This window comes from Verrucomicrobiota bacterium (genome assembly GCA_016200005.1).
Lineage (GTDB): Bacteria > Verrucomicrobiota > Verrucomicrobiia > Limisphaerales > PALSA-1396 > PALSA-1396.
In genome coordinates, this window is sequence record JACQFP010000031.1 from 15,216 (window position 1) to 37,180 (window position 21,965).

Sequence of the window (21,965 nt, forward strand, 5' to 3'; positions counted from 1 at the left end):
TAAGTCCGCTCAAATTGATTTCCTGGTTGGCAAAACAAATTGAAACGATGAAAACCAAAGCGGAAGCAGCGCTCGAAATCTTCCAACAGGCCGAAGGCAAGGAAGTAGGCGTGGGGCAATGGCAGGAGATCACGCAGGAACGGATCAACCAGTTTGCCGGGGCCACGCTCGATCACCAGTTCATCCACACCGACCCCGAAAAGGCCGCGCGGCTTTCGCCCTACAAGACCACCATCGCGCATGGTTTCCTAACGCTGTCCCTGATTCCGCATTTGAACCAGAGCGTTCCTCCACTCGATCCCAAAACGTCCGAAGGGTTGGTGATGGGAATCAATTATGGGTCAGACAAGGTGCGGTTTGCTGCGCCGGTCAAGGTCAACTCCCACGTCCGTTCGCGGTTGGCCCTGATTTCGGCGGAGTTGAAGGCGCCGAACACAATCCAGCTTAAACACAAAGTCGTCGTCGAGATTAAGGGTGAAGACAAACCGGCTTGCGTGGCGGAAACCCTCAGCCGTCTGGTTTACGAATAGACGCATTTGCGGTTTGAGTTCGGACGGCCCGCAAGTCAGACTCTCGATTCAGCCAGCGCAGCCATGAATGCACAAACTCTGACCCGCCGCGAATTTCTCGCTTCCTCCGCTCTGTTACTTTTGGCCGCGGCAACTCACGGTGCCGAACCCGCCGCCGAAAAGCCCGAACCAATCATCGACATTCATCAACACACCAACTACCACGGGCGGACGGACGAACAAATGATCGCCCATCAACGCGCGATGGGAATCACACAAACGATTCTGTTGCCCGCCGGCCGTGTGGTTGACCGGCCGTCAACTCACGACGGCAACTCGAATGGCCTCGCCGCACAATGCGGCGGCAATGAAACCGCGCTGGCGATGCACAAACAATTGCCGAAGGAGTACGTTTTTGGCGCCAACGAAGTGACCGACCTGCCAGAAGCGCGGGCCGAGATTGAAAAATATTTGAAACTGGGTGGCGTGATCATCGCTGAACAGAAATTCGGCATCGACTGTGATTCGCCGCCCATCGAAATGGTGGCGGAACTGGCGCAGGAATATCGCGTTCCGGTGTTGCTCCATTTTCAACACGAGACCTACAATCTCCACTTCGAACGCTTCCACAAAATCCTGGAGAAATTTCCGAAGGTGAACTTCATCGGCCACGCGCAAACCTGGTGGGGCAACATCGACAAGAACCACGACCAAAAAGTCCTTTATCCGAAAGGCAAGGTCACACCCGGCGGCATCACCGATCGTTGGCTGGCTGAATATCCGAACATGTATGGCGATCTCTCCGCCGGTTCAGGACTCAATGCGTTGACGCGCGACGAGGAGTTCACGCACGGCTTTTTGGAACGTCATCAGAACAAACTGCTTTATGGCAGCGACTGCGCCGACACCATTGGACGCGGTCCCGGTTGTCAGGGCGCGCAAACCATCGCCGCCATCCGGCGTTTGTCAGCCAGCAAGGCGATTGAGCGAAAACTGCTCTACGAAAACGCGAAGAAGATGTTCCGGCTTTGAAGTGGGCAGCGCCGGTCATTTCAAATTCTCATCGAAGAGCTGGTAGGCGATCTGCCGCATCGCATCCGGGAAATCGTGACCGCAATCAGGATGTTCGACACGGAGATTTTTCGGCACACTATAAAGTTGATAAATCTGCGAAGCCGCCATGGCGACTTCATCCACGCTACGCCATCTGAAATTCGTGTCGCCCAACGGCGCATTGATGAAGACCGGCCGCGGCGCGAGTGCGCCGATCATTTCGTGAAAGTCGAACGGGATGTCCGCCAGCCGACCGCGATAGTCGGCGAGTTTGAGCATGTAACGGGTCTGGCACCAGCCGCGTTCGGGCTGCCAGTTTTTTGGATCGCCGTCGTAGTAATCGAGAAAAGAATCCAACCCGCAACTGGAGACGATCACCTTGATGCGTTGATCGAACACGGCCGTATAGACCGAGTTGTGCCCGCCGAGTGAATGGCCGATCGTGCCGAATTTTCCTTTCTTCACGAACGGCAGCGATTCGAGGAGGTCGAGTCCGCGGATATTGTCCCAGATCGCTTTCATCGTGCCGCTCTGATAACCAAGCGCTTTGAGGTCGGGCGCGTAGTTGGCCAGCAAGGGATACGGCGGGGCCAGGCAAACATAACCGCGCTGAACGAGTTCAACGCCGTATTCGTCATGCGGACTCTTGCCCAGACCCACGACGACTTTCTGGCCGAGCGCATGGGTTTGGTGCAGGCAAAGAATGGCGGGAAATTTCCTCCGCACTTTCAAGGCTTCTTTGGGAATGAGCAGGTAAGCCGGGACTCGCGAATTTGGCTCGGACGAATATGTGATGAACCGTCGGATGTAATAACCGCAGTCCACCTCCTCCTCAATTTTCACGTCGAGCGGGCAACGCTTTTCTTTGTCCGGCAGCGGCCCCATGACTTCCTGCATTGCCGCAACAATGGTAGCACGGCGTTTCTGCCAATCAGCCTTCGATTTAACCGGCAGGACTTCGCCCTTGCTGTTTCGGTAAATGAGCAGGTTCGTCCGCTCCAACCGTGGATAGGTTGGAGGCGTTTCATCGGTGACTGCTGTAGCATCGCTCGTCGCGACCCAGGCCACGATAAAACCCAAAAACCCAGTCACCCAGCGAAGCTGAAAGGAGTTGTCTGGTGTCATCGCGGAATGATTGATGGCCGGTGGTGCGGCGTCAATCTTCGTTCCTGGATCACGCGGCCAGAGAAGGGAAAAGACTGGAGCGGGCGTTCCAATCCTGCCAATCGCGCGGGCGGGCGAATTGGTCTTTGACAGAAACCCGGTTGATTTGGCAAGGTCTCGCCTCAATTTTAGTGACACTTTGGTTTAACCCAGCAGGCGGCTGAAGTTGCAGCATCTGGCAGTATTTGGCTCAAAATTTATGGCAGAATTAGTTGGCAATCTTTTGGTTGCTCAATCGGGCGGCCCTACCGCCGTCATCAACGCGAGTCTCGCCGGCGTGATTCAGGAAGCCGGCAGACACGAATGCATCGAGGAAATTTACGGCAGCTTGAACGGCATCCTCGGCCTCCTCAACGAGGACTTGATGGACATCAACGAGGAAAAAGCGCGCACCATCGAAGGGCTGAAATTCACCCCTGCCGCGGCGCTCGGCACGTGCCGATACAAGATCGATTTTAAGAAAAAACCCGAACAGGCCGCGCGCGACATGGATCGCATGTTCGAAGTTTTCCAGGCGCATAACATCCGGTATTTCTTTTATATCGGCGGCAACGATTCCCAAGACACCGCGAACAAAATCCATGAGGAAACCGTCAAGCGCGGTTACGAGGTGCGGGTCATCGGCATCCCCAAAACCATCGACAATGACCTGCCGCACACCGACCACTGTCCCGGTTACGGGTCGGTCATTAAATACAACGGCGCGACCGTGATGGAGATCGCCGCGGACGTGGGCAGCATGGCCACCGACGCCGGCATGTGCTGCTTCATCGAAGTCATGGGGCGCGGAGCGGGTTGGATTGCGGCGGGCACGGTGCTCGCCAAACGCGCCGCCTTCGAAGCGCCGCACATCATTCTGGTGCCGGAGATTCTGTTTGATGAAGCCGCGTTTCTAAACCGCGTCAAAGAAACGATCGCCCAACTAAAATGCTGCGTCGTGGTCGTGGGCGAAGGATTGAAAAATGCCGCCGGCGAAGTCATCGCCGCTGACAAGTCGCGACTCGACGCCTTCGGCCACCCGGTGCTTTCCGGGGCCGCCGAACATCTGGGTGAGCTGGTAAAAAAGAAGCTGGATCTCAAGACCCGGACCCTGAAGCTGGGTTACGCGCAACGCGCCGCGGCGCATTTCGCCAGCGCCTTGGACGCCAACGAGGCGGCGGCCTGCGGCGAAGCGGCGGTGCGTGCCGCCATTAACGGCACCAGCGGCTTCATGGTCAAAATCGTCCGCCTGCAAAACAATCCGTACCGGTGGACAACTGATTTGCAGGATTTGAAGGACATCGCCAACGTGGAGCACCTGATTCCACGCGACTGGATCAGCGCGGACGGTTTCATGCCGAACGAGAAATTCATCGAGTACGCCCGCCCGCTCATCGAAGGGGAAGTCAAAGTGCCGATCGAGGGCGGCCTGCCCAAATTCGTGGCGTTGGAAAAAGTTCGCGCGGACAAGAAACTGCCTTCCCGTTCCTGATTCGTGGTCAAGCAGCGTCTTTTCGGAGGAAGATCGCCTTCGTCATTAAAATCATGAAAGGCGATGGCAACGAATACGTGGGATTGCCGCACGTCTGGGATGCGCAGCAAAATTTCGTGGACCCTAAAACCAGTCCGACACCGCTCGATCCTTGGGAGAAATACGCGCAAGGGCTGCTCCTGTCCAACGAGTTTGTCTTTGTCGAGTGACGAGGCAAATCCGTCACCGAGGCGATCCGGCACTTCCGTCAGTCAACAATGACCTGCCAGACCGAAACTGAAATCCGCGCTTGGTGGAAGTGGCTGATTACTCTAAGGTGATTTTGGCATAGGCCCGACAAATCAAAAGCTTGTGGTTAAAGAAGGCCGCCGCGCCCGGCGTAAGGCGGCAGTCAATTTCCTGATCGATTCGGGTGCGGTTTACAGCCTGGTGCCCGGTTTAACGCTCAAGAAGCTGGGCATTCGTCCTTACCGCAAGGTGGATTTTAGCCTCGCCGATGGGAGGACCGTCACGCGTCAGTTAGGCGACGCCTACTTCGAGTTCGGAGGCGACGGCGGCGCCGCACCGGTCATCTTCGGCGAAAAAGGTGATGAGCCGCTTCTCGGCGCGACAACCCTCGAGAGCATTGGACTGGTGTTGGACCCGTTTAAGCGGCGACTGATTCCGATGCGCATGTCGCTGGCCTAAGGCTGGCGGCGGGCCAGTCTAACGGAAGCCTACGGTACAATCTGTCTTCCTGCCGGTTGTGGTTCTACACCCTTCGATTGGTTTGCTTCGTTCCCTCTGCCACTCAACACTCGACACCTGTCACCCTTTGCGGCTTACTTTGCGCCGTTTGAATGAACACTGAACTCCTGACCAAAGCCAAATCGCTCGGATTTTCCGACCGGCAGATCGCGCATTTAACCGGCACGACCGAGGACGCGGTGCGGGCCGAGCGCAAGCAACTCGGCCTCGTGCCGAGCTACCGGCTCGTGGACACTTGCGCCGCCGAGTTCGAGGCTTACACGCCGTATTACTACTCCACTTACGACCGTGGCGATGACGAGGTCAAAGGCAATACGGCAAAGAAGGTGATGATTCTCGGTGGCGGTCCAAATCGCATCGGGCAGGGGATTGAATTCGATTACTGCTGCGTCCACGCCGCTTTCGCGCTCAAGGAGGACGGGTTTGAAACGATTATGGTGAACTCGAATCCGGAAACCGTTTCCACGGATTATGACACGAGCGACAAACTTTTTTTTGAGCCGCTTACGTTGGAAGACGTGCTGCACATTTACGAACGGGAGAAATGCTGGGGCGCCATCGCGCAGTTCGGCGGCCAGACGCCGCTCAATCTCGCGCTGGGCCTGCAGAAGAACGGCGTCAACATCATCGGCACCTCGCCCCAGAGCATTGAGATTGCTGAAGATCGCAAGATGTTCGCCGCGATGCTGCGCAAGCTCGACATTCCCCAGCCCCCCAATGGCCTGGCCACCAATGAAGCGGAAGCGCTGACCGCCGCCAAACAATTGACCTATCCGGTGCTGGTGCGGCCTTCGTTCGTGCTCGGCGGCCGCGCGATGCAGATCGTGTATTCCGACGCGGAATTGCAACACTATATGCGTTTTGCGGTGGAAGCGTCGCCGGAGCGGCCCGTGCTCGTGGACAAGTTTCTCGAAGACGCGACGGAGGTGGATGTGGATTGCATTGCGGACGTGGGGCATTTTGAAAATCCGAAATCCGAACAAGGCATGATCGTCATCGGTGGGATGCTCGAACACATCGAATATGCCGGCGTCCATTCCGGCGACGCGGCAATGGTGCTGCCGCCGCACACGTTGTCGCAGAAAGTCATCGCCATCATTCGCGAATACACGCACGCGATGGCGCGCGAGTTGAAAGTGATCGGGTTGATGAACGTCCAATACGCCGTCAAAGGCGATTCGGTCTTTGTGTTGGAAGTCAATCCCCGCGCCTCGCGCACCGTGCCGTTCGTCAGCAAAGCGATTGGCTTTCCGCTCGCCAAACTCGCCGCCCGAGTGATGGCTGGAAAAACCTTGAAGGAACTCGGATTCACACAGGAAATCTGGCCGAAGTATTGGGCGGTGAAGGAATCGGTCTTTCCATTCAACCGCTTTCATGGTCAGGACATTCTGCTCTCACCGGAAATGCGTTCGACCGGGGAAGTCATGGGCTTGGACACGGACCTGGGTGTCGCTTACGCCAAATCGCAGATGGCGGCCAACGCGCCGCTGCCGATGAGCGGCTGCGTGTTCATCAGCGTGAGCGATGCCCACAAAACTGAAGTAGCCGGCGTCGCCCGACAGTTTGCCGACCTTGGTTTTGAGATTGTCGCCACCAGCGGCACGGCGGCGGTTCTGGAAAAGGCAGGCCTCAAGGTGCAACGGACGTTCAAACTCGCCGAAGGCCGGCCCAACGCGCTCGACCTGCTCAAGAACCGCGAGATTCAACTCGTCATCAACACACCCGCCGGGCAAACGCCGCGCGCTGACGAGGTAAAAATCCGCACGACCGCTGTCTATACCAACACGCCGATCATGACGACCTTAAGCGGCGCCAAGGCCGCCGCCTTGGGCATTGCCGCGCTGAAAAAGAGCGCCTACGAAGTGAAGACTTTACAGGAGTATCATTGAGTTGGAGTTCAAGCTTCAGCTTGCCGGCCGTTGTCGCGCTCGCCGCACAAGCTGAAGCTTGAACTCCAACTTTTTCTCCCAAATCACAACCGGCAGTGATAAGACTCCGCCCATGAAAGCAGCCACCTCCGATTTGTTGCCACTACTGAAGCAATACTTCGGCTTCACTTCCTTTCGTCCCTTGCAGGAGGAGATCATTCGCGAATCGCTGGCAGGCAAGGACGTGTTCGCGCTGTTGCCAACCGGCGGCGGCAAATCGCTTTGCTTTCAGTTGCCCGCGATGGCGCAACCGGGCTTGACCGTCGTGGTTTCACCGTTGATTGCACTGATGAAAGATCAGGTGGACGGGCTGCAAGCCAGCGGTGTCCCGGCGACGTTCCTGAACTCCTCGCTCGCCGCGGGCGAATCGCGCCCGCGACTGCGCGGGTTGCATAATGGCGAGTTCCGGCTGCTCTATGTCGCGCCCGAACGGCTGATGTTGTCCGGCTTTCTCGACGACTTGCAACGTTGGAACGTGAAACTGATCGCTGTGGATGAGGCACATTGCATCAGCGAGTGGGGGCATGATTTTCGCCCGGAATATCGACAGCTCGCGAACTTGCGGGAGCGTTTCCCGAAAGTTCCGTTCATGGCGCTCACCGCGACGGCAACGGAGCGCGTCCGCGCCGACATCGTCACGCATTTGAAATTGCGCGAGCCGGGTTGCTACGTGGCGAGTTTCAATCGCCCGAACCTCACCTACCACGTCGTCGCCAAGAGCAAACCTTACGATCAACTGCTGGAATTCGTGCGCGCGCGGCCAAAGGAGAGCGGCATTGTTTACTGTCAATCGCGCAAGACCACCGAGCGCGTGGCGGCGAATCTGACCGAGGACGGCGTGAAGGCGCGACCGTATCACGCTGGACTCACGCCGAAGGAGCGTTCAGACCATCAGGAACTTTTTCTCCGGGACGAAGTGCGCGTGATTTGCGCGACCATCGCCTTCGGCATGGGCATCAACAAGCCGAATGTGCGCTTCGTAGTGCACTACGACCTGCCGAAGAACATCGAGGGCTATTACCAGGAGACCGGTCGCGCGGGCCGCGATGGGTTGCCGAGCGAATGCGTGTTGCTTTTCAGCGCCGGCGACGTGGTGAAACAGACACAGTTCATCAACGAGAAACCCGATCCGAAGGAACAGCAAATCGCTCGCGCACAGTTGCAGCAGATGGTGCACTACGCGGAGTGCGCGGGCTGCCGGCGGCGAGAATTACTCGCCTATTTCGGCGAAGAGTTTGGTGGAGATTCCCCTCACCCGACCTTCGGCCACCCTCTCCCCATCGGATGGGGAGAGGGCCGGGGTGAGGGGCCGTCTTCACAAGGCAAACGATCAACATCCGAAGTCAACTGTGGTGCATGCGACAACTGTCTTTCACCGCGCGAGACGTTCGACGGCACCATTGCGGCGCAGAAATTTCTTTCCTGCGTTTATCGCATCCATGAAAAGAATCGGTTCGACGTCGGCTTGAATCACGCAGTGGAGGTGCTGACCGGCGCGGACACGGAGAAGATACGCAAGTGGGGGCACGAGCGGCTTTCCACCTACGGCATCGGCAAGGAACACAGCCGCTCGGAGTGGGCGGCAATTGGCCGCGAACTCATCCGGCTTGGCCTGTTGCGACAATCGACGGGAAAATTCACCGTGCTGGAACTCACGGACGCGGGAATGGCCGTCCTCAAAAAACGCCAACCTGTGACCCTCACCAAACCGGTCACCGCACCGGAAGCCAAAGTCCATCGTGTCGGCGAAATCGCTTGCGACGAAGTCTTGTTCGATCGTCTGCGCCAACTCCGCAAGCAACTGGCCGATGAACGCGATGTGCCGGCATACATTGTTTTCTCGGACGTGGCGCTGCGCCAGATGGCGCGGGACTATCCGGCCACCGATCGCGAGTTTTCCCGCATCAGCGGTGTTGGCGAAAAGAAACTGCGCGAATTTGGCGAGATGTTCCTGGGCGAAATTGCTGTGCACTTGCGAATGAACCCGCGCCAGATTTTTGCGGAGGATTCGTTCGCCGCGCCCTCGCCGCCTCCTCCACGCCGCAGTCTGGGCGATTCGGCGCGCGAAACGTTGCGGCGTTTCCGTTCCGGGAAAACCGTCGAACAGATCGCGCGTGAACGGGAAGTCACGACGGGCACCATTTACGGACATCTCGCGGAAGCGATGGAGCGCGGCGAGCCGCTGGAGTTGGACCATTTTCTCACCGCGGAAGAGCAGGCCAAGATCGCGGCGGCGTTCGCCCGGACCGGGTTTGGGAATCTGGGCGGCGCGCGGGAATTTCTCTGTGGACAAGTTGATTACGGTCTGCTGCGAATCTATCGCGCCGCCCAGGCCCGCACGACGCGCGCCGTTGGCGGCCTGTCAGGACACGGTTGATTTCCCGGCCGCGACCGCCAATTTTTTTCTGGCTTTCGTGCGGAGTAGAGCTTAATGACGGGGAAGTGGGCCGGGAAACTTCCCTCCGGTCGTTGTAATTTGTTTGAATTTAAACCCAGACTTATCGGCTGCGCGCCGCGAAGAAATGACAATGATTGCAAATAAAACAGTTGATATTCTGCTGGTCGAAGATGATCCCGATGACGCAGAACTAACCTTGTCGGCGCTCAAGCAGCACAATGTCGGAGGCAAAGTGGTGCACGTGATGGACGGGGATCAGGCGCTGGATTTCATTTTCTCCACCAGTCTTTACGGAAATTGGGAGGCCGAAAGCGTGCCCAAGGTCATCCTGCTGGACCTGGGTCTGAGCAAGGTTGGCGGCATGGAGGTGCTGCGGGAATTGAAAAGCGAGGAGCGCACCCGAACCATCCCGGTCGTCGTCATGACTTCGACGAAAGACGAATTGAAAATCGTGGAGAGCTACAAGCTGGGCGTGAACAGTTTTGTGGTCAAACCGAACGACGTCAAAGAATACAAGCAGGTGGTTGGCGATATCGGCAAGTATTGGTTGACTGTCAATCAGGCCCCGCATCACTGAGCGACACAGCCGGTTGCTTCCCTCACCGTTTCGCCCGACGCCTGCCTTCAGCCTGGCACCGGTGCCACCGAAAACAGCGAAGCGCAACTCCTGAAAAGGCAAGGTGTTGAACGCGAGCTGGCAGTCCACAGCATCCTTCCTTCTTGTCACTGTGCCGTGCCGGGCTATGATTTAGCCCGGTGTAACTTTAATCCATGAACGAACCGGATCCAAAACCCCTTGAGAAGCTGGCCACCGGCGAGCCGATTCGCGTCCTGAACGTGGATGATTCGGCGGATTTTCGTGCGTTGGTGAAGGAGGTTTTGGAAAAGGAGCACCGCGGCTTCGAGGTCACTGAGGCGGCCAGTCGGGCGGAGTTTGAGTCGCGCCTGGCCGAGCGCGCCTACGACCTGGTTTTGACGGATTTCCACATGCAAAATTTTCTCGGCTTGCACGTGCTCGATGCCATCCAGGCCAAAGACCCGCGCGTGCCCGTGGTGATTTTCAGCGGCACCGGTTCGGAAGCCTCGGCGGTCGAATGCATGAAACGCGGGGCGACCGACTACGTGCTCAAATCCCCGGAGCAAGTGCAGCAACTGGCGCAAACCATCCAGGCCGCCATTGAAAAGCAACGGCTGCTGGCGGAGCGCGCCCGGGCGGTGGAGGCCTTGCGCGAGAGTGAGGAGCGTTATCGCAGCCTGTTCGAAAACGCCCACGATCTGGTTTACACGCACGATCTGGACGGCAATTTCACCTCATACAACAAGACGGCTGAGCGCATCAGCGGATATCCGCGGGACCAAGCGTTGCAGATGAACATTGCCGACCTGGTGGCGGCGGAATCCCTGGCGAAGGTCCGCACCATGATTGACCGCAAGCTCGCCGACAGCGACGCGACGATTTACGAAGTGGAGATCATCACGCGAAACGGCAGCCGTGTCCCGCTGGAAGTCGCCACCAAGTTGATCTACCGGCAGGGCCAGCCGGTTGGCGTTCAAGGCATCGGCCGCGACATTACCGAGCGCAAGCGGGCGGCGGCGGCGTTGGCGGAAAGTGAAAACCGTTTGCGCACGATCATCGAGACGCAGCCGGAGTGCGTGAAGCTGCTGGCGCGGGACGGCACGTTGCTGGAGATGAATCCCGCCGGGCTGGCCATGCTCGAGGCCACTTCGGTCGAGGATGTCGTGGGCCATTCAGTCTTTCCCATCATCGCGCCGGAGCATCAAAGGAATTTTCGCGCGCTGCTGGACGCCGTTTTTCGTGGTGAATCCTCCCGGCTAGAGTTCGAGGTGATCGGTTTGAAAGGCACCCGCCGCTGGCTGGAGACCCATGCAGTACCCCTTCGCGATCCCGCGGACCCCGGCAACATCAAGGCGCAGCTCTCCGTGACGCGCGACATCAGCGAACGCAAGCGGGCGGAAGAAACCCTGCGGCGAACAGAAGAACTGTATCGTCAGGCCATCATTGGCGCGGGTGCCGTGCCCTATCTGCACGACTATAAAACCGAAACCTTCACTTTTATCGGGGAGGGCATTCAGCAGATGACCGGTTACACGGCCCAGGAAATGACTCCGAAACTTTGGAATCAAATATCACTCCAGGTCGTCATGCGCGGCGAAGCCGCCGGCTTGACGCAGGAGGAGGCCCGCCGACGCACCCGCGCTGGTGAATTCCTGCATTGGCAGAGCGACGGTTTGATTCTGACTCGGGATGGAGAAAAGCGCTGGATCGCCGACAACTCCATCGAAATACTCGATGAACACGGCACACCCACCGGCTCGATCGGCATTCTTCAGGATATTACCGAGCGCAAGCGCACCGAGCAGGAACTGTTGCGTCTGGCCACGGCCGTCGAACAATCCACCGAAAGCATCATCATCATCGGCCTCAACGGGGCGATTGAATACGTCAACCCCGCCTGCGAGCGCATCACAGGCTTCCCGCGCCAAGAGTTGCTGGGCCGACCGTTTGATTTCATTTTGCAGGGCAAGGATGTGCCCTTTAACTTCAAAGAGATAACGGACAAGATCGCGGCGGCGGGTATTTGGATGGGACGGTTCAATTCACGAAAAAAGGACCTCACCCCGTTTGCGGAAGAAGCGTCCATCTCACCCATCCGCAATGCCGATGGCCAGATCATCAACTACATCGCCCTCAACCGCGATGTGACGAAGGAGGCCGCGCTGGAGGAGCAAGTCCGCCTGGCCCAAAAAATGGAAGCCATCGGCCTGCTGGCCGGCGGCGTGGCGCATGACTTCAACAACATCCTCCAGGTGATCCAGGGTTTCACGACCCTCGCCAAAGACGAGGCCAACACGCGCGAAGAGCGCGACAGCTATCTTGATCAAGTCACGCAGGCCGCCACGCGCGCGGGCCAGTTGACCCGCCAGTTGCTGGCCTTTGGCCGACGCCAACCGTTGCAACGCGTTGATACCGATCTCAATCAGGTTGTGAGCGATCAATTGAGCATGCTTCAGCGTTTGATCGGTGAACACATCGAGGTGGAATTCATTCCCGGTCGCGAGCTCGACAATGTCCGCGCCGATCGGAGCCAGTTGGAACAGGTCCTGTTGAACCTTTGTGTCAACTCCCGCGATGCCATGCCCGGTGGCGGCCGCCTCATCATCCACTTGGAAAACGCACAGTTCACCGTTGACTTCCTGGCCCACAATGCCTGGGCCCGTCGCGGTCGGTTTGTGCTGTTACGGGTTACGGACACGGGTGAGGGCATTGATAAGGAAACGATCAATCGCATCTTTGAACCCTTCTTCACCACCAAGCCGAAAGACAAGGGCACCGGACTGGGGCTGGCGATGGTTTATGGCATCATCAAACAACACGAGGGCATGGTCCAGGTTGAGAGCGAACCGGGCGCCGGCACCACTTTTCGAATCTATCTGCCCGTCGCGGAGCGCGGGAAAACCAGCGAGGGCAGGAAGGGCGCCACCGGGCCTCCCAAAGTAACAGAAACCATCTTGCTCGCGGAAGATGAACCGCAAGTGCGGGCGCTGGCGATCAAAATTCTGGAGCGGGCCGGATACCGCGTCATCCCCGCCGTCAACGGCGAGGAAGCCGTCAACCTCTTCAAGGACAATCCCGGCGCAATTGATCTGCTGGTCTTCGACGTGGTCATGCCGAAGATGGGTGGACGCGAAGCGCATGACCGGATCAAGGCGCTTAAGCCCGATGTGCCGGTGTTGTTTTGCAGTGGCTACAGCGGGACGGCGCTGATGGCGGGCTTTGAACTGGCGGCCGACGTGCAACTTCTGCAAAAACCGTATAGCGCCGAAGCGCTGCTGGGCCGGATCCGACAATTGCGCGACGGCGCGAAGTCGTGAACGGTGAGTTGGGCGCACTTGCAGGAATTCGCCATCCGATGGATTGAGGACGGCCCCTTTCGATTACGACGTGGACAAAAGCGGACAGGAGGTTGATCTCACCGTGGCGGTCAGCTACTCCGGTCGCAAATACCTCAAGCCGCCCGCCGGCGCAGAACAACCGTTTTGCGCCTGTCAGAGTGCCCGTGATTGTCCCAACAGCGTCGTCGCTCGAAAACAAACTCACAGTGGCCTTGATTCCGAAAGTTTCGGCTACTCGAGGAATTCCGGTTTTGAACGCTCCACGACAATCCGGCAATTAAAGTTTGCGCTTGGTCGCGTGACCGTCTTAAATTGGCCGTTAAATGACTGTTTCATTCATGCCAACCAGGGAGTTGCTTTGCTCAAAAGGCGACGTTCAAGGTGCGTTCCACGCGCGCGCAGCCGAGGTTGCCCATTCGCAGTTTGGCCGTCGGGTGTTCCTGCGCGGTGTAGTGGAAGTGTCCAATCACTGCCGCGAGAATTGTGTCTATTGCGGCATGAGGCGCGAGAACCGCGACCTCACCCGTTTCCGCGCGCGGCATGATGAACTGGCCGAATTGCTCGTGCATCACCGGCCCGCGAGCATCACCGACGTGAACATCCAGTCGGGTGAAGACCCGGTGGTGGTGCGCGAAGTGGTGCTGCCGTTGATCAAAACGCTGCGAAGTGAGACGCCGCTTGGTGTCAGCGTCTGCCTCGGCACGTTGAATCCTGAAATGTACAGCGAACTGCAGGCCGCGGGAGCGAGCATTTACATCATCAAGTTTGAGATCGGCGACCCGCGGCATTATGCGCAGATGAAGGCGCCGGGAACCTATCAGGAGCGCGTTGAGCATATTCGTCATCTCTCGGCCAATGGTTGGCGCGTCAGTTCGGGCTTCATCAGCGGATTGCCGGGCCAGAGCGACGAGGAGTTGCTGGCGAATTTCGAGCTGGCTTGCGAATTGCCGCTGGATGGTTGCAGCGTCAGCCCGTTTATTCCCGGTGACGAAACGCCGCTGGCCGACGCGCTGGTGGGCGACATCGATCTGACGCTCAACTGCATGGCTGCGCTGCGGTTGATGCGACCGGACTGGGTGATTCCCGCCGTCAGCGCCTTGAACCTGGCCGGCGAACCGGAGACGGGTTACCGGCGCGGGCTGCGAACCGGCGCGAACCTCGTGACCATCAACCTGACGCCGGAAGAATTGCGGGAGGACTACCTGCTTTACAAGCGGGACCGATTCATCATGACGGAGGAACGAATCCTCACTGCGATCGCGGCAGAAAGACTGACTCCCTCGCAACAAAGCCTGGCGGACTTTTATCGCGACGAGACAACCGTCAACGGCAGACCGAAGATGGCAGCCGCCGAAGCAGCCACGGTTTAAGAAACGCCTGGTTCAGGAACGACCGGACAGCTCGGCCTTCGGCTGCAATCCAGGTTCGCTGGCCAGAGCAGTGTGTGGTTGCACGGTGGAGGCATTTTCGACCGGCGGGCTATTCGATGCCGGTCGATGACCATGTGAAGGTCGATGGTCAATGATCTTTTGCTCCTTGAGTTGGACGCCCACCCCCTGGAGACGGCTCAGTTCGTCGCCATCGTGAAACACGATGCGGTTGGGATGAATCTCCGTCCTCGCGATGAAGCGGTTGTTCAGATCGTGGATGAGTTTGGCCTCGTCGCCGCCATTCAGTTTCTGCACGTGAAGAATCAATTCGTCGAGTTCGAGCGGGTCGTCGTTCTTCTTTCGCAGCTCCAATTGCCAGGCGCCGATTTGGTCGGCATCGTCCAGGACGTGCTCCAGTTGGTTGAAATCAACCAGCGTGCCCTTGAGTTTATCGAGTTTCATCTCCTTGACCTCGGAATTGCGGCCAATGTTGCCGACCAGCCGTGGAACACAACGACCGCAGTGAGGGCACGGGTCATAGACGAGGCCGCCATCGATGAAATCGCCGGTGCGATAGCGCAAGACCACGGACCCGCGCGCATCCAGCGGCGTGAAAACAAGTTCGCCGGGATGACCCGTGGGCACGATCTGGCCGGTTTTGGGGTCAATCACTTCAATGATGCCCGCGTCAGGATAAAGGTGATAGCCGTCCGGAATTTGATCGTGCCGAACAGGGCACTCCGCCCAGGCCATCTTCGCTTCGGTGAAGCCATAAGTCGCCAGCACCGAAATCTCCTTCGCGCCCAACTCCGCGGTCAGATTGATGAGCTTGCGACGCATTCCATCGGGAACTTTCTCGCCTCCTAAAACGATCTGGCGCAAGTTTTCGCAACGAACGCCTTCTTCTGCGGCCAGCCGCAAGACGTGATAAATGAACGTCGGCATGCCGATGAGAACGTCGGGCTTGATTTTCTGAATCAGACGGAGGTTACCTTCGGTGCCCATCACCTTGCCGCCGCCGGTGCTGGCGCAAAAAACTCCGAAAGCCGTCGCGCCATAATGAGTCTGCCAAAAAGCTAGGTGTGGCGCGTAAGGAAACAGGTTCAGCAACCGCAATTCCGATTGCGCGCCGCAGATTTCGAAGAGGCGTTTGCCGGTGGAAGCCAGGTTCGCCAAATCATGTTGCGTGTATAAAAACGGAATCGGATCGGCGGAGCGGCCGGTGGTGCTCGTCATGAAAACGGGGCGGAACTCAGATTCAAAGGCCTGTTTCATGCGCTCCCGTCCGTGAAGCAAGGCGCCCAGAATTGTGGATGGACGCCGCGCCAGAACTTGTTGATCCGGGATCAACACAAAATCCTTTGCCCGTTGCGGATTCTCCGGCGTGTTGAGCAGATCGGTCTTGGAAGTAAAAGGCAGCCTTTCCAAATCTTCCAGCGAACGGATCGATTCGGCTGTCAGTCTTTCCCTGGCGAAAAGCTCCTTGTAATGCGCGGAGAAAGGCAAAACGGTGTGACCCACATATTGCCTCAGTTTTTCCGCTTGCAACCGGCGAATGACTTTTTCAGGCAACTGCGACCATTTCGTTTTGAGCAAGCTTGGGTTCATGAGATGTCTGGTTTTCGCTGACGAGGGTTTTGCTCGCCTCCAGTTGAGCCAAGGCCGTTTGACGCCCCAGGGCAACGTATTTGCCGGGATGATGGAAATCGTGCCAGTGCGCATCAATGGCCAGCGGCCGCAGCACAACATCCGCCTGACGACAGGCCTCTTCGGCGACACGGATTTGCGTGCCGTGAAAAGCGCGCATGATGATGTCGAGAATGTTGCCGCGCGCGAAATAGTTCAGGCGACGGTTCAACATGGCCAGCACGCCGCGGCGTTTCCTGATGAACGCCGTCTGTTCCTGTTCCATCTCACGGCAGCAACGGAGGAAAGCTGGCGTGGGGATGGTGTTCACCGCGATGATTCGCTCGCACCCCATTTCCTTCAGCACATCCACCGGCAACGGATCCGCCACGCCGCCATCAATGTAAGTCTCGCCATCGATCTTAACGGGAACACAGACGCCGGGCATGGCGCTGCTGGCATGGACTGCCGCGGCCACTTCGCCGCTGGAGAAAACGACTCGTTCCAGAGTATCCAGATTGGTGGCGACGACCCGCAAAGGCCGGACCAAATCCGAGAACTGAGCGTCGCCAATTGATTTCTTCAGGCGATTTTTCATGGCGTCGCCCAGCATGAATCCCTTGCGGGGCGGAATGACCGGATCCATCAGCTTCCAAAGTCCCCAGCGCCCCTCCACTTCCCGCGCCAGCTTCTCCATTAATTTGCCGTCGTAACCGCAGGCCCAAACCGCCGCCACGTATGCCCCCATGCTGCAGCCCGCGACGGCATCCACTTGGATTCCGTTTTCCTCCAGAACCTGGATGACGCCGATGTGGGAAAGACCTTTTGCCCCTCCGGAAGACAAAGCCAACCCGATCCGGTAACGCCCGGTTTTCTTTTCCACCGGCTCGGGCTTCACAAATTGGATTTGAGCGTTCATTTCCGTCGCGACCAGCGACGGAAGGCTGAATTACACTCCTACAATTAGAGGGAGACTGCCTCGTCTCTCAGCGGACCGCCACGGGACACATTCTTTTTAGCTCGGCTGTAAGGCATTTTGCTGCGCGCTACTACTTCTGACTCAAGCTAAGGTGCAATATTCATGCCGTCAATTGGGCCGATTTCAGCTTTGCGAGGGAAACCGTCTGGTCCGAACCGAACAGGTGGGAACTCACTACCAATTGAACCATAGAAGCCGGCCGACCGCCACGAGCCGCCCCTCCGATAAAGCTCAGGGCGGGCTTTGTACCGGCACGGTGCTGGCAAGGGATTGCGTCGGCGTTGGCGCGTTTTGTCCTGGCTGAAACCAAGATCGCCAACCCTCCCGCAACTCCAACCCGACCCAACCCAGGAGGGCCTTCACCAAAGGACCTACGTTGCTGCTGGCGAAAGTGTAGCCCTTGAACAAGAATCGGTGACCCTCGTTGCCGCGGCCCAGCGCGTGTCGTGCCCGCCGGGCGCGGGCGATCCGGGCAAACCGCCGGTTGTAAGTGCGCATCAAGTGATAAAATGGCCAGGAAGGTGGCGTGGAAAACACCGGCTCCGTCAACGCCTTGGCGCCGCGCTTGAATGGCTGCGAAGCAATGCCAAGGTAATACAAACCCAGGTCCAGCAGGAAGGCCAGCTTCATCAAATCGTATTCCCCCAAATAATCGTATTTGTCCCGATACACCGCATCGAACCAACGTTCATAACTCCGCGTAAAATCACGATTATGCCGCCGCAACCACTCCTGGATTGGCTCGCCACGTTGTTGAGCCAGGATCAATTCCACCGTCGATGTAGCAGTGAAAGAAATCCAATCCATGCCGGGGCTGTAAAAGGGATCGATGAAGGCCCCCGCATCCCCTACCAACGCAAAACCATCCCCCGCATACGTGGTGCTGGAGTATGGCAGATTCTTCCGCCAATGTACGTCTCCCTCGACCCATTGCGCGCCGGCCATCATTTCCCGTGCGACCGGATGTTGGAACAAAAAATCCTTCAAACGCTGACCCAACAAACCGCCTTCCGGCCATGCCAGGAGCCGCTGATCGAAAACCACACCGATGCTGACGTCCCCGCCTTTGAGCGGAATGCACCAAGCCCACCAGCCATCGCCCACCAAATGGTTGGTCGCGGTCGCGCGGATGCCATGACATGCCTTCGCCCAATCAGGATATTTTTGCGCCAGTTCCAGTCCATCCCAATCCTTCACGCCCCGCCACCGCGACCAGACGGCGGTCGTCGGATGCGCGGCATTGGGTCGCCACCAACCTTCCTGTCGCGCCAGTAACGCGGCCACGCCGGAAGCGTCCACGACCCAGCGCGCCCGGATTTGGTACAGTCTGTCCTGAAAACGAACTTCAAGGGATTGTTCAGCGCCCTCGTTTAATTGGACTTTGCCAACGCTCGCCGGCCGCCAGAGCTCCGCGCCTGCCGAACAAGCTCGCCGCAAAACCTCTTCATCCAAAATGGCGCGGTCAACCTGATACGCCGGCACGCGCGCCAGATAACGTCCGCAAATCTCGCTGCAATCCGGCAGCGATTGCGTTTGCTGGTTAAAAAACCAAAACCGCATCCCTTGCTTGACGAGATGTGCTTCGTTCAAATGTTGAGTCAACCCCAGTTGCCGACTGAGAAACCACGCGCTGACCTCCACCGTCGCTTCCCCAACCCGCCGCGTAAAGGTCGTGGATTTCTCGATGATGAGGACGCGCAATTGCGGTCGTTGTTGCAGCAGGAGGAGGGCAGTCGCCGCACCGGACAAAGCCCCACCGATGATCACCACATCGTAAGCGCGATCAGAAGTCGGCGGGGTATTCACGTTGGGAGGTCAATCGACCCGGTCAATGTGCAAGTCGTTCTTGATCACTTTGCCGTCCTCAGCGGAGATATACAACTCACCAATATCCGCCGAATCTTTCGGGTGTCGCAACTTGGCCGCCCACAGGCGAATCCTCCAAATCGGCGTGTCATCGCTATGCCACGCCAGCCGCTCCAACCACAACTGCGTGGCCGTCAGCGTCAATTTGTCCAGCAGCGGCTCCTTTTTTGCGATCTCGATGGCTTTGTCCGAGTCAATTTTCATCTTCTCCCGGTTCAATTGCTTCTGCTGACCCGTGAACGGCTCGAGGAATCGCGGGGGGCGCTTGACCGCGAGTTTCTTGCCGGCACCGAATTTCACTTCCGTGGCCTTGGCCGTGGCGTCCGGATCATAATAGACCACATACCAGATGTTCGGTGTCAGCGTGGCGACGGATTTTTCCGAACGGATTTGCACGACCCGGTCTTTGGCCTCTTCGCCGACATGACGATTACCCTCCTTGATCAGTTCAAACGCCGTCGGTTCAGCCGCATTTAGAACAGAACCAAGCCCCCAGACGATCAACGCGGTCGTCAGAAGGTGCCGATTTCGAATAGTCGGTATTGTATTCATGCGACAAATTTATCCTCGACCATTCCGGCTGGCAACCTTGAAAACCAGCGGAACGTTTGACTTCTCCGCGATTTCTTCCGTAGGGTTCCCGCGTAATTCATGCTATAAAATAAAATCGTGTTGTTTCCAGCCAAACAAATCTCCAATCCGCGTCCGCGCGTCGTCATCACCGGCGCGGGCATCGTGACCGCACTCGGTCTTGGCTGGAAAAGAAACTCCGACGGTTTTCGCGATGGCCGCGTCGCAATACGGCCCGTGACTGTTTTTGACGCTTCGCGGCAACGAGTGAAAAACGCCGGTGAAGTTGCGCTCCCCTCGGCTTTGCCGCCGAATCAACTTGGCAGGCGCCGCGCAGCGCGGTTGGATCGCGCGACCAAACTGCTCCTGTTGGCCGCGTCGGAGGCGTGGCAGCAATCGGGTTGGTCGCCTTCAAATGATCTGCCCATCGTGCTCGGCACCACCAGCGGCGGCATGAGTTTGGGCGAAGCGTATTACCGCCAGGCTCTCACGTCACCCCAGGTTCATCGAGGGCAGGCCGTCCGGGTCATCGAGTATCAAGCCCAGTGTCAGACGCTCGATCTCGCCGACGCCTTTGGTTTCAGCGGCCCCATCACCATCATCGCCAACGCCTGCGCTTCCGGCGCCAATGCCGTCGGCCATGCCTGGGAGCTGTTGCGACGTGGTCACGCCGAACGTGTCTTGACGGGCGGCTACGATGCCCTCAGCCAGATGGTCTTCGCCGGCTTCGATTCGTTGCAAGCGCTCTCCCCCACCGAGTGCCGCCCCTTTGACGCGCACCGTGATGGACTTGCCATCGGTGAAGGCGCTGCCGTGCTGACCCTGGAAACTTTGCAAAGCGCCGAGCGACGCAGCGCAACAATCCTTGGCGAAATTGTGGGTTACGGCGCAGTCACCGACAGTCATCACCTGACTCAACCGCATCCCCAGGGCGATGCCGCTTTCGCCTCCATGACCGCCGCTGCTCAAGTCGCAAAACTCACGCCTGAGCAAATCGATTATGTCAACGCGCACGGCACCGGGACGCCGCTTAACGACAGCGCCGAGGCCAACGCGATTCAGCGCTGGGCCGGTGACCGCGCCGCAACCTTGCCGCTCAGTTCCACCAAATCAAGCATCGGTCATCTCCTTGGCGCGGCCGGCGCCGTGGAGGCCGTCGTTTGTCTGATGGCGCTGCGCGGACAGTGGTTGCCGCCGACTTCCACGCTGCGAACTCCCGACCCTGCTTGTGTGTTTCCTGTCGTTCAAAAACCAACCACGGCAAAAGTGGATTACGCGTTGAGCAACTCATTCGGGTTTGGCGGCGCCAACGCCACGCTCATCCTGCGGAGGTGGTCGTGAACCGGATTTATGTTCAAGGTTGCGGCGCGGTTTCGCCAGCAGGCTGGGGCATTGCGGCGTTGCGGGAAGCGCTGTTCAAAGCCCAGCCAATTCCGGCCAGGGAATTGCCGCGTCCCGGCTGGCACCAACCGTTGAAAGTCCGCGCCGTCCCGCCGCCGCAGCCGCGCCCTGCTTTTCTGACTCACGCACGGCTCCGCCGCACCAGCCCCATCACACAGTACGCCGTTGGCGCGGCACTCGAAGCGCTGGGTGACGACGCCAGGGGCGTCAGCAACGGAACGCTGCGCCTCGGCATCGTGCTCTGCGTCATGTCAGGTTGCGTAAATTATTCGCGACGTTTCTACGACGAAACCTTGCGCGACCCCGGCACCGCCAGTCCGCTGGTTTTTCCGGAAACCGTCTTCAACGCGCCGGCCAGCCACATTGGCGCCTTGCTCGGCACGACGGCGATCAACTACACCCTCGTCGGCGATCCCGGCACCTTATTGCAGGGCATCGCACTGGCCGCAGATTGGTTGTTGGACAATCGAGTGGATGGCTGTCTGGTCATTGGCGCGGAAGAAATCGACTGGCTCACCGCGAACGCATTCCGTTTGTTCATCCGCCGTATTGTTTTGAGTGATGGCGCCGGTGCGCTCTATTTGAAATGCAACACGTCAAGTCCACCGGTCGTTGAAATACGCGCCGTGACGGATTCGCATCCGTTTCGCCGCAACCAAAACCGCGGCCAGGCCGCAAAACAAATGCGGGCCGAGCTGCCTGTTCTTTCCGAAAAGCATCTGCTGTGTGATGGCCTCGATGACCTCCCGCGCCTGGACCGCGCCGAAGCGGAAGCTTGGCGGGATTGGCGGGGCGCGCGGCTTTCGCCGAAAACAGTTTTGGGCGAAGGCTTGATGGCCGCCGCCGCCTGGCAATGCGTGGTGGCCATCGACGCGCTCCAACAAAATCGTTACACTGCCGCCAGCGTAAGTGTCGTGGGCTGCAATCAACAGGCCATCGGCGCGCACTTTGTGCGGGTTGAAAACTGA

General features: G+C 58.3%; 17 protein-coding genes. 12 read left to right on the forward strand and 5 right to left on the reverse strand.

The window, feature by feature from the left end:
• Window positions 1-47: 47 nt before the first annotated feature.
• Window positions 48-530 carry a MaoC family dehydratase gene (locus tag HY298_11220; GenBank protein MBI3850828.1) on the forward strand — a complete coding sequence of 161 codons (483 nt, stop codon included), beginning with the start codon at window positions 48-50 and terminating at the stop codon, window positions 528-530.
• 63 nt (window positions 531-593) lie between these two features.
• On the forward strand, window positions 594-1,541 hold the full coding sequence (locus HY298_11225; protein ID MBI3850829.1) for an amidohydrolase family protein: 948 nt from the start codon (window positions 594-596) through the stop codon (window positions 1,539-1,541).
• A gap of 15 nt (window positions 1,542-1,556) precedes the next feature.
• Here HY298_11225 and HY298_11230 read toward each other — a convergent pair whose 3' ends face one another.
• Complete coding sequence (locus tag HY298_11230) at window positions 1,557-2,687, reverse strand: alpha/beta hydrolase (protein MBI3850830.1); 1,131 nt, start codon at window positions 2,685-2,687, stop codon at window positions 1,557-1,559.
• Between the two features lie 238 nt (window positions 2,688-2,925).
• Here HY298_11230 and HY298_11235 point away from each other — a divergent pair, with 238 nt between their 5' ends.
• The 8 genes from HY298_11235 (at window position 2,926) to HY298_11270 (ending at window position 14,555) form a co-directional block, all read left to right on the forward strand.
• Window positions 2,926-4,197, forward strand: a complete 1,272-nt coding sequence (locus tag HY298_11235) for a 6-phosphofructokinase (GenBank protein ID MBI3850831.1) — start codon at window positions 2,926-2,928, stop codon at window positions 4,195-4,197.
• Window positions 4,198-4,250: 53 nt separating this feature from the next.
• Entirely contained in the window at window positions 4,251-4,406 is a 156-nt protein-coding gene (locus HY298_11240) for a hypothetical protein (GenBank protein MBI3850832.1), read from the forward strand.
• Between the two features lie 142 nt (window positions 4,407-4,548).
• Entirely contained in the window at window positions 4,549-4,884 is a 336-nt protein-coding gene (locus HY298_11245; GenBank protein MBI3850833.1) for an aspartyl protease family protein, read from the forward strand.
• Window positions 4,885-5,036: 152 nt separating this feature from the next.
• Window positions 5,037-6,833, forward strand: a complete 1,797-nt coding sequence (gene carB / locus HY298_11250) for a carbamoyl-phosphate synthase large subunit (GenBank protein MBI3850834.1) — start codon at window positions 5,037-5,039, stop codon at window positions 6,831-6,833.
• 112 nt (window positions 6,834-6,945) lie between these two features.
• Window positions 6,946-9,249: a RecQ family ATP-dependent DNA helicase gene (locus HY298_11255; protein ID MBI3850835.1), complete on the forward strand. Its 2,304-nt coding sequence runs from the start codon at window positions 6,946-6,948 to the stop codon at window positions 9,247-9,249.
• Window positions 9,250-9,400: 151 nt separating this feature from the next.
• A complete protein-coding gene (locus HY298_11260; GenBank protein MBI3850836.1) occupies window positions 9,401-9,847 on the forward strand; it encodes a response regulator in 447 nt (148 codons plus the stop codon).
• A 194-nt stretch (window positions 9,848-10,041) separates the two neighbouring features.
• Entirely contained in the window at window positions 10,042-13,164 is a 3,123-nt protein-coding gene (locus HY298_11265) for a PAS domain S-box protein (protein MBI3850837.1), read from the forward strand.
• A gap of 359 nt (window positions 13,165-13,523) precedes the next feature.
• Entirely contained in the window at window positions 13,524-14,555 is a 1,032-nt protein-coding gene (locus HY298_11270; GenBank protein ID MBI3850838.1) for a radical SAM protein, read from the forward strand.
• A 12-nt stretch (window positions 14,556-14,567) separates the two neighbouring features.
• Here the strand turns inward: HY298_11270 and HY298_11275 are convergent, their stop codons facing one another.
• The 4 genes from HY298_11275 to HY298_11290 form a co-directional block, all read right to left on the reverse strand.
• Window positions 14,568-16,163, reverse strand: a complete 1,596-nt coding sequence (locus HY298_11275; protein MBI3850839.1) for an AMP-binding protein — start codon at window positions 16,161-16,163, stop codon at window positions 14,568-14,570.
• On the reverse strand, window positions 16,120-17,100 hold the full coding sequence (locus HY298_11280; protein MBI3850840.1) for a patatin-like phospholipase family protein: 981 nt from the start codon (window positions 17,098-17,100) through the stop codon (window positions 16,120-16,122). Before HY298_11280 ends, HY298_11275 begins: the two co-directional genes overlap by 44 nt.
• Before the next feature lie 291 nt (window positions 17,101-17,391).
• Window positions 17,392-18,966, reverse strand: coding sequence for an NAD(P)/FAD-dependent oxidoreductase (locus tag HY298_11285; protein MBI3850841.1), 1,575 nt, complete (start codon window positions 18,964-18,966; stop codon window positions 17,392-17,394).
• A 9-nt stretch (window positions 18,967-18,975) separates the two neighbouring features.
• Window positions 18,976-19,578 (reverse strand): hypothetical protein, encoded by a 603-nt coding sequence (locus HY298_11290; GenBank protein MBI3850842.1) that lies wholly within the window; start codon window positions 19,576-19,578, stop codon window positions 18,976-18,978.
• A 117-nt stretch (window positions 19,579-19,695) separates the two neighbouring features.
• On the opposite strand from HY298_11290, the gene HY298_11295 reads away from it, so the two are divergent.
• Window positions 19,696-20,937 carry a beta-ketoacyl-[acyl-carrier-protein] synthase family protein gene (locus HY298_11295; protein ID MBI3850843.1) on the forward strand — a complete coding sequence of 414 codons (1,242 nt, stop codon included), beginning with the start codon at window positions 19,696-19,698 and terminating at the stop codon, window positions 20,935-20,937.
• On the forward strand, window positions 20,934-21,965 hold the full coding sequence (locus HY298_11300) for a hypothetical protein (GenBank protein ID MBI3850844.1): 1,032 nt from the start codon (window positions 20,934-20,936) through the stop codon (window positions 21,963-21,965). Before HY298_11295 ends, HY298_11300 begins: the two co-directional genes overlap by 4 nt.